Annotated in this window: 15 protein-coding genes; 7 read left to right on the top strand and 8 right to left on the bottom strand. The window is 72.2% G+C overall.

Features of this window, described 5'->3' with window-relative positions:
- Nucleotides 1-5 precede the first annotated feature (5 nt).
- The gene (locus A5481_RS35300; protein WP_245238996.1) at nt 6-497 is read left to right on the top strand and encodes a MerR family transcriptional regulator; all 492 of its coding nucleotides are present in this window, start codon (nt 6-8) and stop codon (nt 495-497) included.
- Between the two features lie 117 nt (nt 498-614).
- Here A5481_RS35300 and A5481_RS18310 read toward each other — a convergent pair whose 3' ends face one another.
- From A5481_RS18310 to A5481_RS18305, 3 genes are all read right to left on the bottom strand, one after another.
- Complete coding sequence (locus A5481_RS18310; protein WP_064504127.1) at nt 615-1127, bottom strand: P-loop nucleotide/nucleoside kinase family protein; 513 nt, start codon at nt 1125-1127, stop codon at nt 615-617.
- Nucleotides 1128-1226: 99 nt separating this feature from the next.
- Nucleotides 1227-1367, bottom strand: a complete 141-nt coding sequence (locus tag A5481_RS33680) for a DUF2897 domain-containing protein (RefSeq protein WP_156655635.1) — start codon at nt 1365-1367, stop codon at nt 1227-1229.
- Between the two features lie 5 nt (nt 1368-1372).
- Nucleotides 1373-1648, bottom strand: coding sequence for a hypothetical protein (locus tag A5481_RS18305; RefSeq protein ID WP_245298646.1), 276 nt, complete (start codon nt 1646-1648; stop codon nt 1373-1375).
- 172 nt (nt 1649-1820) lie between these two features.
- Here A5481_RS18305 and hslV point away from each other — a divergent pair, with 172 nt between their 5' ends.
- Nucleotides 1821-2351, top strand: a complete 531-nt coding sequence (hslV, locus tag A5481_RS18300; RefSeq protein ID WP_064504141.1) for an ATP-dependent protease subunit HslV — start codon at nt 1821-1823, stop codon at nt 2349-2351.
- A gap of 63 nt (nt 2352-2414) precedes the next feature.
- Complete coding sequence (hslU, locus tag A5481_RS18295; protein WP_048432925.1) at nt 2415-3728, top strand: ATP-dependent protease ATPase subunit HslU; 1314 nt, start codon at nt 2415-2417, stop codon at nt 3726-3728.
- A 104-nt stretch (nt 3729-3832) separates the two neighbouring features.
- Here the strand turns inward: hslU and A5481_RS18290 are convergent, their stop codons facing one another.
- From A5481_RS18290 to A5481_RS18270, 5 genes are all read right to left on the bottom strand, one after another.
- A complete protein-coding gene (locus tag A5481_RS18290) occupies nt 3833-4894 on the bottom strand; it encodes an MBL fold metallo-hydrolase (protein WP_048432924.1) in 1062 nt (353 codons plus the stop codon).
- Nucleotides 4895-5237: 343 nt separating this feature from the next.
- Nucleotides 5238-5621: a PilZ domain-containing protein gene (locus tag A5481_RS18285; protein WP_048432931.1), complete on the bottom strand. Its 384-nt coding sequence runs from the start codon at nt 5619-5621 to the stop codon at nt 5238-5240.
- Between the two features lie 126 nt (nt 5622-5747).
- Nucleotides 5748-5975 (bottom strand): hypothetical protein, encoded by a 228-nt coding sequence (locus A5481_RS18280; RefSeq protein ID WP_048432923.1) that lies wholly within the window; start codon nt 5973-5975, stop codon nt 5748-5750.
- Between the two features lie 225 nt (nt 5976-6200).
- Nucleotides 6201-6845, bottom strand: a complete 645-nt coding sequence (locus A5481_RS18275) for a cysteine hydrolase family protein (protein WP_048432922.1) — start codon at nt 6843-6845, stop codon at nt 6201-6203.
- A gap of 94 nt (nt 6846-6939) precedes the next feature.
- Nucleotides 6940-8982 (bottom strand): NAD(+) synthase, encoded by a 2043-nt coding sequence (locus A5481_RS18270; protein WP_048432921.1) that lies wholly within the window; start codon nt 8980-8982, stop codon nt 6940-6942.
- 232 nt (nt 8983-9214) lie between these two features.
- Here A5481_RS18270 and A5481_RS35295 point away from each other — a divergent pair, with 232 nt between their 5' ends.
- The 4 genes from A5481_RS35295 to A5481_RS18250 all read left to right on the top strand — a co-directional run bounded on the left by A5481_RS35295 (nt 9215) and on the right by A5481_RS18250 (nt 17147).
- Nucleotides 9215-13588 (top strand): DNA translocase FtsK, encoded by a 4374-nt coding sequence (locus tag A5481_RS35295; protein ID WP_048432920.1) that lies wholly within the window; start codon nt 9215-9217, stop codon nt 13586-13588.
- Nucleotides 13589-13751: 163 nt separating this feature from the next.
- The gene (locus tag A5481_RS18260) at nt 13752-14702 is read left to right on the top strand and encodes an outer-membrane lipoprotein carrier protein LolA (RefSeq protein ID WP_048432919.1); all 951 of its coding nucleotides are present in this window, start codon (nt 13752-13754) and stop codon (nt 14700-14702) included.
- A 147-nt stretch (nt 14703-14849) separates the two neighbouring features.
- Entirely contained in the window at nt 14850-15659 is an 810-nt protein-coding gene (xth, locus tag A5481_RS18255; RefSeq protein WP_048432918.1) for an exodeoxyribonuclease III, read from the top strand.
- A 108-nt stretch (nt 15660-15767) separates the two neighbouring features.
- A complete protein-coding gene (locus A5481_RS18250; RefSeq protein ID WP_048432917.1) occupies nt 15768-17147 on the top strand; it encodes a TAXI family TRAP transporter solute-binding subunit in 1380 nt (459 codons plus the stop codon).
- Nucleotide 17148 lies beyond the last annotated feature (1 nt).

The raw sequence follows: 17148 nt of genomic DNA, 5'->3' as shown, positions 1-17148 counted from the left end.
CCGGCATGCTGATCCGAGAACTCGACGACGTGCGCATCCTGGCCGCCGTGACGACCGATGACGGACAGACGATGCCGGCGGGCACCGAAGGCACGGTCGTTGCCGTGTGGCACGGGGGCGAGGCTTATGACGTAGAGTTTCCGGAGCCGATGGGCGCGCTGGCAACGGTGAAGGCGGTCGATCTTGCCCATGTCGGGTGTTCGGTGCCTAGTCCGGAGGACGATCGGCGGTTGCTTCCCGAAGAGCCCGGCAACACGCTTGTCCACGACACGCAGTCACGAGCCTGCGCAGGGGCCGTAACCTTGGTCGAAGACGACACGCACGGCCTGTCGACCGAAGAGTTGCGCAGGCTGGTTCGCGACGGCCTCGAGAGCGGGCCGAGCCCATGGGAGACGATGGCTGAGGTGAAAGCCGAGGCGCGGAGGCGACTGGAGGCCTCCCTCGGAAAAGCCGGCCCTGATACTCCAGTGTATGGGCCACAGGGCTCGTTTGAGTGATCCGACCGAATCGACATCCTCGATGTCATCCCGGGTTCCGCTGCGCGGCCCCGGGATGACGAGGAGAGTTGTCGGCCCGTGGTCCAGACCGAGCGATGCAATCGCTCGAACAGGCTCTCAGTCCGGCCGGTCTTGCGCCACGATCCCCAACACGGCGGCAACAGCCTCCGAGGGCGACAAGGTCGCGCTGTCGATGACGAGGCGCGACCCGTCCCACGGCTCGTAGTCGATGCGCCGGATCGCCTCCCACGAGGGCGGGACGAGGCCCGGAATGTCGGAGACCCGCCCCTCGACCCGGCGGCGATGCTCCTCGGCGTCCGAGCACACGACCTCGACCTCGACCAGCCGCACCCCGGCACGGGCGGCCACGGCCCGCCATCCCAAGCGGCTGGCCGCGACCGGATTGACGCAATCGGCCACGACGATCCGCCCGTCGCTCAGGTTCGCGCCGGCCAGGGCCTGCGCCACCCCGTAGCCGGACGCGCCCACGGCGCCGGCCGGCACGCCCGCATCCCGGATCGCCTGCTCGATGACGTCGACGCGCAGATGGGTCGCCGCGAGGGCCTTGGCGACGGCGCGGGAGATGGTGGTCTTGCCGGTCCCGGGCAGGCCGGCGAACACGATCAGCATGGCGCCGGCTTTCTCGACGGTTGCAGCGGGATGATGGACGAAGAAGGGCCGCAAACCCGATGCCTGCCCGAACCGAGCTGGTGGACAGGGCCGCGGCCGTCATTCCCCGGCGGCCCGCCGCTCCTCGATCTCCCGCGTCCTGCGGTCGTAGATATCCGACGCGACCTTGAGGGCGAGGAGCCCTCCGGTAATGAGCGCGGCGCTCACGCCGAGAATCTGCCAGGCATAGGCGATGGTCATCGGTGTCAGTCCTCCGATCTGAGGAAGCGCAGCGCGGTCTGACCGGCGAGGTGGAAGCATACACCCGCGACAAGGAGAAGTCCCCCGCCATGGGCGAAGACGTCGTAGCGTCCCTGTGTGATCGGGATGACGAAGGCAGCACCGAAGACCGCGATCGCCAGCGAGTTGAACAAGGAGGCGAGCAACTTGGCACCCTCGTTGAACCGTTTGGCGCGGTGTTTCGGATCGCCGTGAGGCATCGGGATTTTGGCTGACGCGGTCGAAGAGTTGAGTCGCCGCATCGTAGCACATCACCCTACGTCAGACAGGCCGCCCCGCACCCGGATCGCCGCCCCGCACCCCGCCCCGCTGGACGAACGCGCCCGCAACCCCCACCTACGCCGCAGCACGACGAGAGACAGCCTGTCCGGAGAGACATCCTTGGCCAACGACGACGCGGGGGGCGCCCCCCGCATGCATGCGACGACGATCCTGATGGTGCGCAAGGGCGGCCGGGTGGTGATCGGGGGCGACGGGCAGGTCAGCCTCGGCCAGACCATCGTCAAGGGCAATGCCCGCAAGGTCCGGCGCCTCGCCAAGGGTTCGGTGATCGGGGGCTTCGCCGGCGCCACCGCCGACGCCTTCACGCTGTTCGAGCGGCTGGAAGCCAAGCTCGAGCAGTATCCGGGCCAGCTCACCCGGGCCTGCGTCGAGCTGACCAAGGATTGGCGCACCGACCGCTACCTGCGCCGCCTCGAGGCGATGATGCTGGTCGCCGACAAGGACGTGAGCCTGCTTCTGTCGGGCGCCGGCGACGTGCTGGAGCCCGAGGGCGGCGTGATGGCGATCGGGTCCGGCGGCAACTACGCGCTCGCCGCCGCCCGGGCGCTGGAGGAGCAGGACCTCGACGCCGAGGCGATCGTGCGCCGCGCCATGCGGATCGCCGCCGAGATCTGCGTCTACACCAACGGCAGCCTGGTGCTCGAGAGCCTGGACGCCGCCTGACGGCGTCCCCGCTCCCCCGCTCACCGGCCGCGAGCCCCCGCCGAGAATCCCGCGAAGCACCCCATGACCACCTTCTCCCCCCGCGAAATCGTCTCCGAGCTCGACCGCTACATCGTCGGCCAGGGCGACGCGAAGCGCGCGGTCGCGATCGCGCTGCGCAACCGCTGGCGCCGCCAGCAGCTCCAGGGCCCGCTCCGCGAGGAGGTGGCGCCGAAGAACATCCTGATGATCGGCCCGACCGGCTGCGGCAAGACCGAGATCTCGCGCCGCCTGGCGCGGCTCGCCGGCGCGCCGTTCCTGAAGGTCGAGGCGACGAAGTTCACCGAAGTCGGCTATGTCGGCCGCGACGTCGAGCAGATCGTGCGCGACCTCGTCGAGATCGGCATCGGCCTGAAGCGCGACGAGAAGCGCCGGGGCGTCCAGGCGAAGGCCGAGGCCGCGGCCGAGAACCGGGTGCTCGACGCCCTCGTCGGCGCCACCGCGAGCCAGGCTACCCGGGACGCCTTCCGCCGCCGCCTGCGCGCCGGCGAGCTCGACGACAAGGAGGTCGAACTCGAACTGGCGGCGGGCGCCCCCCAGGGCATGCCGATGTTCGAGATCCCGGGCATGCCGGGTGCGGCCATGGGGGCGATCAACCTCGGCGACATGCTCGGCAAGGCGCTCGGCGGCCAGAAGGGCAAGCCGCGGCGGATGACCGTGCGCGACGCCTACGCGCCCCTCATCAGCGAGGAATCCGACAAGCTCCTCGACCAGGACAGCGTGGTGCAGGAGGCTTTGCGCGACGTGCAGGACAACGGCATCGTCTTCCTCGACGAGATCGACAAGATCTGCGCCCGCGAGGGCCGCTCCGGCGCCGACGTCTCGCGCGAGGGCGTGCAGCGCGACCTCCTGCCGCTCATCGAGGGCACCACGGTGGCGACCAAGCACGGGCCGGTGAAGACCGACCACATCCTGTTCATCGCCAGCGGCGCCTTCCACGTCTCGAAGCCCTCCGACCTGCTGCCGGAACTGCAGGGGCGCCTGCCGATCCGGGTCGAGCTGAGCCCGCTCACCGTCGACGATTTCCGCCGCATCCTGACCGAGACCGAGGCGAGCCTGACGAAGCAGGCCGTGGCCCTGATGGCGACGGAAGGGGTGACGATCGACTTCACCGACGATGCCATCGACGCACTCGCCAAGGTCGCGGTCGACGTGAATTCCTCGGTCGAGAATATCGGTGCGCGCCGGCTCCAGACGGTGCTGGAACGGGTGCTCGACGACGTGTCGTTCACCGCCCCCGACCGCTCGGGCGAGACGGTGACGATCGATGCCGGCTACGTGCGCGACCGGGTCGAGAGCCTGGCCCAGAACGCGGATCTGAGCCGGTTCATTCTCTGAGGGTGTGATACCCCCCTGGTCATTCCGGATTCCGCTGCGCGGCCCCGGGATGCCGGCGACGGGGAGAGGCGTCGTCGAATCGGTGCGGGGCGCGGTGATGCGCCTCACCCACCCCAGACCTGCCCCGGCCGCAACGCCAGGAACCGCTCCGCCGGCACCTCGGCCTCCGCGAGCGCCCGGTCCAGGGCCGCGGCCGGCTCGCCCGGGCCCTCGTTGGTGAGCCGGAACGTGCCCCAATGGTGCCCGAGGGCCTGCTCGGCCCCGACATCGCGAAAAACCCGTACCGCCTCCTCCGGGTTCATGTGCTGGGGCTGCATGAACCAGCGCGGCTCGTAGGCGCCGATCGGCAGGGTGGCGAGGCGGGGCGCGCCGAAGCGGGCGCGCACGTCCCGGAAGATCGCCCCGTCGCCGTAGCCGGTATCGCCGACATGGTAGAGCACCCCGTGCGGGGTGGTGAGCACGAAGGCGCACCACAGCGCCATGCGCCGGTCGTTCACGCCCCGGGCCGACCAGTGGGTGGCCGGCACGAGATGGACGGCGATCCCGCCGCCGAGATCGACGGAACCGCCCCAGTCCCGGGTCTCGACCGGGATCGTCGCGTCGTAGCTGCGCAGGATCGCGTCGTTGCCGAGCGGCGCGACGAAGGTCGGCGCGTGCTCGGCCCAGAGCCGGGCCAGGATCGGCCCGTCGAGATGGTCGTAGTGGTTGTGGGTGACGAGCACGGCGTCGATCGGCGGCAGGGCGCCGAAGGCGATGCCCGGCGGGTTGACGCGCTTCGGGCCGGTGAACCCCACCGGGCTCGCCCGCCTGGCATAGACCGGGTCGATCAGGATGTTGCGGCCGGCGACCTGGACCAGCAGGCTCGCGTGACCGATATGGACGACCCGCAGTCCGTCGACCCGCTCCGGCGGCGCGTCGGGCGGGAACGGGCTCGGAAAGCTCGCCGGCCAGGACGCCCGGCCGCCGCCGAGCTGCCAGCGCGCCACCTCGCCGAGGGCCTTGTCCTGCGGCTGTCCCGGCGAGAAGAACCGCACCCCGTCGAAATGGTCGCTGACCGGGCCCCGGTAATACGGATTGCGGCTGCGCTTGTGCGCCGCGTAGCCGACGCCGCCGAGCGTCATCACGGTCATGGCGCTGGCGAGCTTGAGGAAGCCACGGTTCTTCATGCGGGGGAGATGATCGGGGGAGGGCCGAGGTCAAGGTGCGGCGGTGCGGACCCTTCGCCGCGCCCGAACCGCATTGCACAATGCCCGGGGATGGTTACATTTGGATCATCGGCAACAACAGGAAGGAGGTGATCCAGTGTCTCATTGTCATCAGCCGCGGTCGTCGGCGCACCGGACCTGGATCGTCGCCTCCGGCTTCACGGCCTGAGCGTACGACGAGCAATCCAAGATCGGTGAACGGTCCTGACGGATCACTGCGTGATCTGTGAGAGATCAGTCGGACCGCGGTCCGGCAATGGAAGGGTCGCCTTGGCAACGAGGCGGCCCTTCGCCGTTTCGAGCGTCAGGGCGTGCGCTCGAGCAGCATCGCCTCCGCCTCTCTCAACTGGCGGCGCAGCGAAGCGTTCTCGGCCTCCAGGTCCTGGATGCGGGCGAGAAGCGCGGCCGGGTCGGCCTCCGGCGCCGGGGCGCGGGCGGTCTCCTCCGCGAAGGTGACACCGATGCTGTCCTCCCTCCGCCAGCGCAGGGTCGCCTTGTGGGTGCGCTCCTTGGCCGGGATGTAGAGGTCGAAGCCCTCCGGCAGCGTCGCGGTCTGGCTGAGCATCAGGCGGGCGCCGGAGCCGGAGAGGTCCCGCACCAGGCAATCCATGCTGGAATTGCCGTTGTTGAAGAGGATGCGCCCCTTCAGGAACGTCCGCAGGCGGGTTTCCCTGCGCAGCTCGGACATATCGGTCATGACGGCCAGCCCCGTTCGGCCTCGCGGGTTTCGGATGCCGCGATCCTGCCTCACGGACCTTTAAGGAATGCTCGCCGCGATACGCGACTCAAGCGGCCTTCCCACGGCAGATCACCCTCAGCCCTGTGCCGGGGACATGCTCTGGAAGAGATAGAAGCCGTTGAAGCGCACGGCGGTCGCGGCGGCGCTCCCGTCGAAGCCGACGGGCCGGGGCGTGGTGCCGTCGAGCTTGCCGCCGAAGGCCCAGCGCGCCTCGGTGACGAAGGCCGGCACGGCGTAATCCTCCGGAACCGCGCAGACCAGGCCGTCGAGGCCCTTCAGGCAGAACAGGTTGTAGCTTCGCATCGGATCGCCTCCGCTCGCAGGTGCTGCCATGGCGTCCAGTCGCTAACGGATGATTGGGCCGAGACTATGTCAGGCGACGCCGCCCAGCACCACCGCGATCTCGGCCATGACGCTAGGTGCGATGCGGCTCAGGCGGGCTGAATCACGAAAACGTGCGAGGCGGGAACCTCGGAACGACACGGGAAACGATTGCAACACAGGTCGGACACGAGGTGGTGGGCGGCCTCAACGGTTCGTCAACTCGGACAAATTCCAGTTGTGCAGGATCTGGCCGGTGGTCGCGACCTCGAGCTGCTGGCCGAAGCGTTGCCGGTAGAGCGTCATCATCGCGTCGTGGGTCTCGTCCGAGGACGAGCAGACCGCGTCGGTGGCGAGCACGATGCGGTAGCCGCGGTCGACGGCGCCGAGCACCGTGGCCAGCACGCAGACGTCGGTCTCGCCGCCGGTGATCACCAGGGTCTCGGCCCGGCGCGCCCGGAGCGCCGTCTCCAGTCCCGGCTCCATCCAGGGCGAGTAGACGGTCTTGTCGACGACCTCGGCCGGCGGCGCGAGCGCGGCGAACTCCGGCACCAGCGCGACCATGTCCTCGCCGAGCCGGTCCACCGTCATCTCGGCCCAGCGCTCCCAGTAGCGCTTCCAGCAGCCCCGCCCCTCGCCGGGATGGCGGGCCGGGACGAAGCGGGTGAACACGCTGCGCTCCGGCACGGCGCCCGCGAGGTGCAGGACCCGCGGCAGCACCCGCCCCATCCAGGGCGTGTGCCAGGCGGTCTCCCGGGCGAACAGGTTCTGCATGTCGACGCAGACATGCACCGCGCTCCCGGCGAGCGGGCCGTTCGGCAGGGCATCGGTGTCGGAGGGCGTGGCGGCCATGCGGGTCGGGCTCCCCTGCGGGGGCTCGTCCGCGGCCCCGGGGCCCGACCAACGCTCATACCCCCATGGAGTTTCTGAACGCGGTCCTGCGGGATCATTCCTTCGGGACTTGCCGCTCCAGCTCGTCGAGCCAGATCCGGGCATTGCCGTCGGAGGGCGCGCGCCAGTCGCCGCGGGGCGAGAGGGCGCCGCCCGCCGCCACCTTCGGGCCGTTCGGCAGGGCCGAGCGCTTGAACTGGCTGAACCCGAAGAACCGCCGCAGGAACACCGCGAGCCAGGCACGGATCTCCGGCAGGGCGTAGGCGCCGCGCTTCGCGTCGGGGAAGCCGGGCGGCCAGGGCCCGCGGGCGGCATCCTCCCAGGCCATCAGCGACAGGAAGGCGATCTTCGAGGGGCGGTAGCCGTAGCGCAGCGTGTAGAACAGGTTGAAGTCCTGCAGCGCGTAGGGGCCGATCTTCGATTCGGTGCTCTGGATCGTCTCGCCCTCGCGGGCCGGCACCAGCTCGGGCGAGATCTCGGTGTCGAGGATCGCCTCGAGGGTGCGGCCGACCTCCGCGGAGAACTGGCCGGACGCGATCACCCAGCGGATCAGGTGCTGGATCAGGGTCTTGGGCACACCGGCATTGACCGCGTAGTGGGACATCTGGTCCCCGACGCCGTAGGTGCACCAGCCGAGCGCGAGCTCGGACAGGTCGCCGGTGCCGATCACGATCGCGTCGTGCTGGTTGGCGAGCCGGAACAGGTAGTCGGTGCGCAAGCCCGCCTGCACGTTCTCGAAGGTGACGTCGTAGACCTCCTCGCCGCGGCCGAACGGGTGGCCCATGTCGGTCAGCATCTGCCGGGCGGCGGGCCGGATGTCGAGCTCGGCCGCCCGCGTGCCGAGCGAGGCCATCAGCCGGTGGGCGTTGCCCTTGGTCTCGTCCGAGGTGGCGAAACCCGGCATCGTGTAGGTGAGGATGTCCGAGCGCGGCAGGCCGAGCTGGTCGAAGGCGCGGGCCGCCACGATCAGCGCGTGGGTCGAATCGAGCCCGCCCGAGATGCCGATCACCACCCGCCTGGTGCCGATCGCCTGCAGGCGCTGGGCGAGGCCGGCGACCTGGATGTTGTAGCCCTCGTAGCAATCCTGGGCGAGGCGGGCGGGATCGGCCGGCACGAAGGGGAAGCGCTCGACGGTGCGGTGGAAGCCGAGATCCGTCTCCGGCGGCGCCAGCCGGAACGGCACCCGGCGATAGGCCGGCGCGCCCGGCATCACCGCCGCCCGGTTGTCGTCGAAGCTGCCCATCTGGGCCCGCTCCTGGCGCAGGCGGTCGAGGTCGATGTCGGCGAGCGTCACCTGCGGCTCGGCGGGGAAGCGCGCGCCTTGCGCGATCAGCTCGCCGTCCTCGAAGATCGCGGTCTGGCCGTCCCAGGCGAGGTCCGTGGTCGATTCGCCCGGGCCCGCCGCGGCGTAGATATAGGCCGACAGGCAGCGCGACGAGGTCGAGCGGCACAGCAGCGTCCGGCTCTCCGCCCGCCCGATGGTGATCGGGCTGCCCGAGAGGTTGGCGAGCACCGTCGCGCCGGCGAGCGCGGCGAGCGCCGCCGGCGGCACCGGGATCCACATGTCCTCGCAGATCTCGACCCCGAGGACGAGGCCCGGCAGGTCGTCGGCCGGGAACAGCAGGTCGGTGCCGAACGGCGCCTCGGTCTCGCCGATGCGGATCGTCTCGCCCGTCACCCCGGCGCCGGGGGCGAAGTGGCGCTTCTCGTAGAACTCGCGGTAGTTCGGCAGATAGCTCTTCGGCACCACGCCGAGCAGCGTTCCGCGATGGATCACCGCGGCGGTGTTGTAGATCCGGTTGCGGTGGCGCAACGGCGCGCCGACGACGAGGACCGGCATCACCGCGCGGCTCGCCTCGACGAGGGCGAGGAGCGCCGCCTCGACTTGGCTCAGCAGCGTCTCCTGCAGCAGCAGGTCCTCGAGGGCGTACCCCGACAGGCAGAGCTCCGGGAACACCGCCACGGCGACGCCGTCCGCGTCGCAGGCCTCGGCGAGGCGCCGGATCTCGGCCGCGTTGGCGTCCGGATCGGCGATGTGGCTGCGGCCGACGCAGGCCGCGACGCGGGCGAAACCGTGCCGGTAGAGGGATCGAAACATCGCGCGCAAAAGCCCCTTCTCGCCGCAGTCGCCCCCGGTCCTTAACGCGCCGGCGCGCCACCCGGTACCCCGTGGGCGGCGGCCGGCGCGCGTGCCTAATCGGGTGTTAACGATGCCGTGGCTAACTGGCCCCACGCGACGCGGCCGCGGGCCGCCCACACACACCTTCGGCACCATGAGACAATCGGGACGGCCACCCTTCTCCGACTCCTCGCCGCGCGCATCCCAGCGGGTGCGCGACCATCTCCGCACGCCCGAGCGCCGGGAGCGCCCTCTCGGCGTCCTCGCCCAGACCGTGATGAGCCTGCGGGCGATCCTGGCGCGCCGCTTCGCGCCGCCCGCCGCGCCGCCGGCGCAGCGGGACTACACCTTGAGCCGCCGCGCCACCCCGAGCTGGATGGCCGACGCCCTGGTGCGCCCGGAAGCCGACGCGGCCGGCCACATGCACGGCCAGGCGCCCGCCGCGCCGCCGGAGCCGTGGAGCCAGAGCCCGTTCGCCGCGGACCCCGCGCCGCGCCCGGCCCGGACGGCCGCCTTCGCCGCCCCGGCCGAGGGCCGGGCACAGGGTCCGACGCCGTCGCAGGCCGCCTGGCCGGAGCCGGCGCGGGACGCCGCGCCGCGGCAGCCCGCGATCGGTGCCGACGACGCCTACGGCCGAGGGGCCGTCGCGGGGCCCGGCGCCGACGCCTGGTCGCCCGCGCCCGACGCCTTCATGCCGCCGCCCCCGGCCGAGCCGGCCCGGGCGTACCGCCAGGAGGCTCGTCGACCGATCGAGCCTCGTCACCCGGTGGAGGCCGTGCCTCCGACGGAGCCCGGGCACCCGGTGGAGTCGATGCGCGCCGCCGAGCCGGTGCTTCCGGCGGAGGCCGAGGCCTTCGCGGTGGCGATCGTCGAGGTCGCGCCGGAGATCCCGGCGCCGCGCCGCGCCTCGCACTGGGCGCCGGACCCGGCCCTCGTGCCGGACGGCGGCTGGACCATGCCGATTCCCCCCGCCGGCCCGGCCCGGGCCGTGCTGACCCGCGCCCGCCGCCGCGAGGCGGAGCCGGACCATGCGGTGCCGGAGGTGCGGGCGCGCCCCGCCCCGGCCGAGCGGCCCGCCGAGGCCGGCGTGCGGTTCACCCGCACGCCCGATCACGTCCTGCAGGCGCGCCAGCGCCGGCGCGAGCAGGCGCTGCGGGAGAAGGAGGAGGCCCGGCTCGCCGCGGAGGCCGAGGCCGCCGCCCGGATCGCCGCCGAGCTCGCAGCCGCCGAGGCGGCCCTCGCCGAGGCGGAAGCCGCCGCCGCGGCCGCTTCGGTGCCCCCGGTGCCGCTGTGGCGCCAGCCCTACGTCCTGCCGCCGGGCGTGCGCTTCACCCGCACGCCGGATCATCTCCTGCGCCACCCACAGGAGGAGACGAGCCCGGCCGAGGCTGCGGCCCCGGATGCAGGGCCGGTCGAGACGGTCCCGTCGGAGGCCGCCGAGCCGGCACCCGAGGCCGGGATGCCCGTCGTCCCGGCGGAGACACCGGCCGCCGAGGCGGTCGCGATGCCGGACCTCGTCCTCGAGGCCGTCGCCGCATCGCCGGAGATCGCGGAGGAGCCGGCGCAACTCGCGGAGACCGCCGCGCCCGAGGCGGCCGGAGAGCCTTTCGCCCTGGCACCCGATGCCGTCGTCGTCGAGACCGTGCCGCCCGCGCCGGACCTGTCGGCCGCGGATACGCCGGTCGCGCCGGCCCAGGTGTTCCCGGCACAGGTGTTCCCGGCACAGGTGTTCCCGGCACAGGTGTTCCCGGCACAGGTGTTCCCGGCACAGGTGTTCCCGGCACAGGTGTTCCCGACACAGGTCTTCGACGTGCCGAACAGCGCCATCCTGGTGCCGGTCGACGTCTCGCACCTGCGTTCGCTGCCTGCGCGCCCGGTCTACACCCTCGACCGCCTGCTGCAGCACGACTGGACCCTGCCGCTGCCGAATGCGGCGGAGCAGGACAACCGTCCGCTGCCGGAGCCGGTCGCGGAGGAGCCGACGGCCGAGGCCCCGTCCGACGGGATCCCGGCCGCCGACGTGCCGGCCGTCGCGGCCGCGGAGGCTCCCAGCCCTGGGGAAGAGCCGGGTCCGACGGAGCCGGCCGCGGCGCCGGCCCCGGCAGCCGAGGCTGTCGCCGACGGGTCCGTGGCCGTGCAGGCGGTCGCCGCTCCGGAGCCCGTCGCCGAAGCCCCGATCGCCGTCGCGGCCGAGACGATCGCTCCGGTGATCCCCTCCCCGCCTGCGGCGCCCGACACGGCTCCCGCGGCGGAGCAGACGGCCGAGCATACCCTTGCTGCCGCGCTGCTGCCCGCCACCATCCTGCTGCCGGCGCCCGCCCCGATGCTGGCCCTGACCTACGCGCCCTGCCCCGCGCCGTCGCCGGATGCGGCGGGCGCGTCGCACGAGGTGGCGATCGTGCCCGTGCCGGCGGCCTCCGAGCCCCCGGCCGCCCCCCGGGCGATCGAGGAGGCGCCGGCCGGCGAGCCCGAGCCCGCCGTCGCCGCACCCCTGGTCTTCGCGCCGGTGCCGTGGTCGTTCATCGCCACGGACACCCTGCCGGTCGCGGCGGCCGAGGAGTCGGCGGCGCAGACCCTGCCGGCGGTGACGACCCTCGCCCCGGCCGCGGCCGAGGATCTCACCGCAGCGGAACCGGCCGCCCAGCCCGCGTCGCATGCGGCGCAGCCCTTCGTCTACGTGCCGACCGGCCGCCTCAGCGCGCAGCTGCCTGCACCGACGCTGCCCTCCCCCCCGCGCCCGCCGCGCATCATCCTGCCGATGGCCGCACCATCGGTGCCGCTTGCGACGCAACCCGGGCCGGCCGCAGAGCAAGCGGTGCCGGTCGCGGTGCAGCCCGATGCCCCCGCCCCCGAGGCCGACACCGTCGCCGCGGCGTCCTGGTCGCCTTCGCCGGCCCCCGAGCCGCACGGCCTGGTGATCGGCACGACGGGCCTCGTCACCGATCTCGGTCTCGATGCCGACGACGACGGCGAGGACGACGACATCCTGGCGCCGGTCGCCACCATCCCGCTGCGCCCGGCCGCACGTTTCGTCGACGTGCCCTACGAGCTGCCCTCGGTCGATCTCCTGGCCGAGCCGCGGGAATCGGACGGCAGCAACCTCGATCCCGAGATGCTGGAGGACAACGCCCTTCAGCTGCAGCAGGTGATCCAGGATTTCGGCGTGCGCGGCGAGATCCTGGCGGTCCGGCCGGGCCCGGTGGTGACGCTCTACGAGATGGAGCCGGCGCCGGGCACCAAGTCGAGCCGCGTCATCTCGCTCGCCGACGACATCGCCCGCTCGATGTCCGCCATCTCCGCCCGCGTCGCCGTCGTCCAGGGCCGCAACGCCATCGGCATCGAGCTGCCGAACCTCAAGCGCGAAACGGTGTACCTGCGCGAGCTCCTGACCTCGCCGGTCTTCACCGAGACCAAGCAGAAGCTCGCGCTGTGTCTGGGCAAGAATATCGGCGGCGAGGCGATCATCGCCGATCTCGCCCGCATGCCCCACCTGCTCGTCGCCGGCACCACCGGCTCGGGCAAGTCGGTCGCCATCAACACCATGATCCTGTCGCTGCTCTACCGGATGAAGCCGGAGGAGTGCCGCCTGATCATGGTCGATCCCAAGATGCTGGAGCTCTCGGTCTACGACGGCATCCCGCACCTGCTCTCGCCCGTCGTCACCGACCCCAAGAAGGCGGTCATCGCCCTCAAATGGGCGGTGCGCGAGATGGAGGAGCGCTACAAGAAGATGGCGCGCCTCGGGGTGCGCAACATCGACGGCTTCAACGCCCGGGTGGCGGAGGCGCGCGCGCGCGGCGAGGTGATCACCCGCACCGTGCAGACCGGCTTCGACCGCGAGACCGGCGAGGCGATCTACGAGGACGAGGTCATGGACCTCACCGCCCTGCCCTACATCGTGATCGTGGTCGACGAGATGGCCGACCTGATGATGGTGGCGGGCAAGGACATCGAAGGGGCGATCCAGCGCCTCGCCCAGATGGCGCGGGCGGCGGGCCTGCACCTGATCATGGCGACGCAGCGCCCGTCGGTGGACGTGATCACCGGCACGATCAAGGCGAACTTCCCGACCCGGATCTCGTTCCAGGTGACCTCGAAGATCGATTCGCGGACGATCCTCGGCGAGATGGGGGCCGAGCAGCTGCTGGGCCAGGGCGACATGCTGTTCATGGCCGGCGGCGGGCGCACGACCCGGGTGCACGGGCCGTTCTGCTCGGACGACGAGGTCGAGCAGGTGGTGGCCCACCTCAAGCGCCAGGGCCGCCCGTCCTACCTCGACGCCGTGACGGCGGACGAGGAGGCCGAGGAGGCGGCGGCGGCCGCCGCGCAGGACGCCCCGGTCATGGACCAGGGCAGCTTCGGCGATCCGACCGCCGATCTCTACGACCAGGCGGTGGCGGTGGTGCTGCGCGACAAGAAGGCGTCGACGAGCTACATCCAGCGGCGTCTGCAGATCGGCTACAACCGGGCGGCCTCGCTGATGGAGCGGATGGAGCGCGAGGGCATCGTCGGCCCCGCCAACCATGCCGGCAAGCGCGAGATCCTGATCGAACCCGCGCCGCAGCCCGGAGGCGAGGAGGCGTGACGACTTCCGGCATCGACGGTCGCGCCGTCGCATATTCGCCACAGCGGGCGGCTCTATGGCTGGGTCTCGCCCGCTCGGCATTCCAGCCCGTCGGGCGGGCGAGGCGCCGGCCTGCCGGCGCGGGCCAGCCCGTCCCCGTCCGCCCACACGGAGAACCCTGCCGATGAACGGCCGTCCTCGCTCCGGCCCGCTCCGCGCCGCGTCCCTCGGCGCCGCGCTCTCGGTCGCCGCCCTCGCGATGCCGGCCGTGCTCGTCGCCTCGCCGGCCGAGGCGCAGGTCTCGTCGTTCCTCGACGGCCTGTTCGGCCGCAAGGACCCGGTGCCCGAGGCCCAGCCCGAGGCGGCGCCGGCCGCGCCTGCCGGGCCGGGCGCCGGCGCCTCCGCCAAGGCGCCGCTGCCGCCGCGCCGGCCCTCCTCCCTCGGCGGGGCCAAGGCCGCGCCGGAACCCGTCGAGACCGCCGCGGTGCCGGCCGCGCCCGAGCCGGGCCGGCCGGCCCAGCAGGTCGCCGTCGCCACCACCGCGGCCGCGGTCGACCCCGCCAACCCGGCCGCGGTGATCGAGCGCGCCAACGCCTATTTCAACGGTGTCACGACGCTGACCGGCAACTTCGTCCAGATCGGCGCCGACGGGCGCAAGATCGGCGGCAGGCTCACCCTCGCCAAGCCCGGCCGCCTGCGCTTCGACTACGACCAGCCCTCCTCGCTCGAGGTCGTCGCCGACGGCACCTCGGTGGCGGTGCGCGACCGCAAGCTCGCGACCCAGGACCTCTACTTCATCTCGCAGACGCCGCTGAAATTCCTGCTGCGCGACAAGATCGACCTCGCCCGCGACCTCACCGTCACCGACGTCGCGGCCGAGCCCGGCGGCATCCGCATCGTGCTCGACGACCGCTCGACGCTGGGCGGCACCTCGCGCATCGCGCTCTACTTCGACGATGCGATGAAGACCCTGAGCCAGTGGCGGATCACCGATCCGCAGGGCTACCAGACCACCGTGCTGCTCTCCAACCTCCAGCGCGGCCGCGCCGTCGACGGCATGATGTTCGTCATCAATTACGGCCGGGCGGTCGACAAGGAGCTGGAGGCCAAGATGCAGCAGGCCCGCCCGAACTGATTCATGCAAGTTTGCTTTGCCATCGACGTGTCGATGGCAAAGCGTCCGGCGCATCGGCGCCGGCGCCCATTCGGGCCTGCCTCGCGCCATCGAACCGGGGTGTTCGAAGGCGCTACGGTATCACTCTCGCCTTCGAGTACCCGACCGTTGCGCCTCACCGTCAGCACCTGGAACATCAACTCGGTCCGCCTGCGCATCGACCTCGTGCGCCGCTTCCTCGACGAGGCGAAGCCCGACGTGCTCTGCCTGCAGGAGACCAAGTGCCCGGACGACCGCTTCCCGCTGAAGGAGCTGCAGGGCTTCGGCTACCCGCACGTCGTCTTCGCCGGGCAGAAGGGCTATAACGGCGTCGCGATCCTGTCGCGTCTGCCGCTCGTTACCCGCGAAGTGATGAGCTTTTGCGAGCGCCAGGACGCCCGCCACATCTCGGCGGTGCTCGGGCCCGAGGCCGGGCCTGCTGCCGGCATCGCGGTCCACGATTTCTACGTCCCGGCCGGCGGCGACGTGCCCGACCCGAAGCTCAACGACAAGTTCGCCCACAAGCTCTCCTTCATGGACGAGCTGCGCGCCTGGGGCGGGCGCCGCCCGTCGGGTCCGGCGATCCTCGTCGGCGACCTCAACGTGGCGCCGCTCGAGCACGACGTCTGGTCGCACAAGCAGCTCCTCGACGTGGTCAGCCACACCCCGATCGAGACCGAGCGCCTGGAGACCCTGCGGGGCGAGGCCGGCTGGATCGACACGATGCGCCACCTGCGCCCGCCGCCGGAGAAGATCTACACCTGGTGGAGCTACCGCTCCCCCGACTGGGCCGCCGCCGACAAGGGCCGGCGCCTCGACCACATCTGGGTCACGCCGGACCTCGCCGGGACCGTGAAGTCGGTCACCGTCGCGCGCCACGCCCGCGCCTGGGAGAAGCCGTCGGACCACGTGCCGGTCACGGTCGAGCTCGAGCTCTGATCGCACTGCCGCTGCGACACGCCGGCCGCGCAACCCGCGCCGCCCCTTCCCGGTTAGCCTCGATCGGGGCCGTCGGGCCTCGTTCACGAGGGAGGGCGTGTCCGCGCGATGACGACGGCGTTCCGGCCCGAGCGGATCTTCCTGGTCACCAGCCTGGTGCTCACCGTCGCCGCGGCGGTGGCGCTCTACCTCCTGCAGGCGACCACGCTCACCATCGCGGTGGCGCCCCGGGACGGCACCGAGCCGGCGCTGATGCGCGCCTATGCCGAGGCGCTGAAGACCACCCACAAGGGCGTGCGCCTCAAGATCCTGCCCTTCGACGACGTGCGCGAGAGCGCCAGGGCGCTCGAGCAGGGGCGTGCCGACCTCGCGGTGGTGCGGCCCGACGTCGACCTGCCGGCGAACGGCCTGACGCTGGCGATCCTGCGCGACCAGGCGATGCTGATCGCCTCGCCGGCGCCGTCCGGCATCACGACCTTTCCCGGGCTCGCCCGCAAGCGCCTCGGCATCGTCGCCCACCGCGACGCCGATCTCTGGCTGCTCAAGAGCCTGATGGGCTATTACGGCCTCGGCCTGCAGGAGGGCGGCGCCGGCCCGATCGCCGCGGGGCAGGTGCGTCTGGTGCCGCTCGCCGAGGAGGATCTGCCCCAGGCCTTCGCGAGCAAGCGCATCGACGCCGTGGTGGCGGTGATCGCGCCCGCCGCCCCGATGGCCCTGCGCCTCGTCGGCACCGTCCAGGCGGCGAGCCGGACCCGCAAGGTCGACTTCGTCGGCGTCGAGGACGGCCCGGCGATCATCGAGCGCCTGCCCCGGCTCCAAGCGGTGACGGTGCCGGCCGGCTTGTTCGGCGGCAGCCCGAAGGTGCCGGAGGAGGAGGTGAAGACCGTCGGCGCCTCGTACCGGCTGATGGCCCGGGCCTCGATGAGCCGCACCGTGGCGGCGGACGTGACCCAGCACCTGTTCGAGCTGCGCTCGCGCCTCTCCGACGCGACGCCGGCGGCCGACTACGTCGCGGCGCTGGCCTACGAGACCACCGCCGAGGCGACGAGCGCGCGGCTGCCGATCCATCCCGGCGCGATCGACTATTTCGAGCGCGAGCAGCAGGGCTTCATCGAGCGCTACGGCGACTGGGTCTACCTGCTGGCGGTGCTCGGCGGCGGCTTCGGCTCGGCGCTGGCCTGGCTGCGCCAGCGCCTGCGGCGCCTGCGCCGCGAGCGCATCGACGTGGTGATGGACCGCCTGCTCGAGATCCTCGCCGAGGCCCGCCGGGCCGATCCGGCCGGCCTCGACGCCCTGACCGGCGAGGTCGATTCGCTCGCGGCCGACGTGGTGCGCTACACCCGCGAGCGCGAGACCGACACCCGCACCATGGCGGCGGTGATGATCGCGATCGAGACTGCGCGCTCCACCATCGCCGATTGCCGGCGGCTCCACGGCGAGGCGGTGCCGCCCCGCCAGGCCGCGTTCCGGCTGAGCGCCGCCGAGTAGG

The organism is Methylobacterium platani, assembly GCF_001653715.1.
Taxonomy (GTDB): Bacteria; Pseudomonadota; Alphaproteobacteria; order Rhizobiales; family Beijerinckiaceae; genus Methylobacterium; species Methylobacterium platani.
This window is presented reverse-complemented; position numbering and strand designations above follow the sequence as displayed.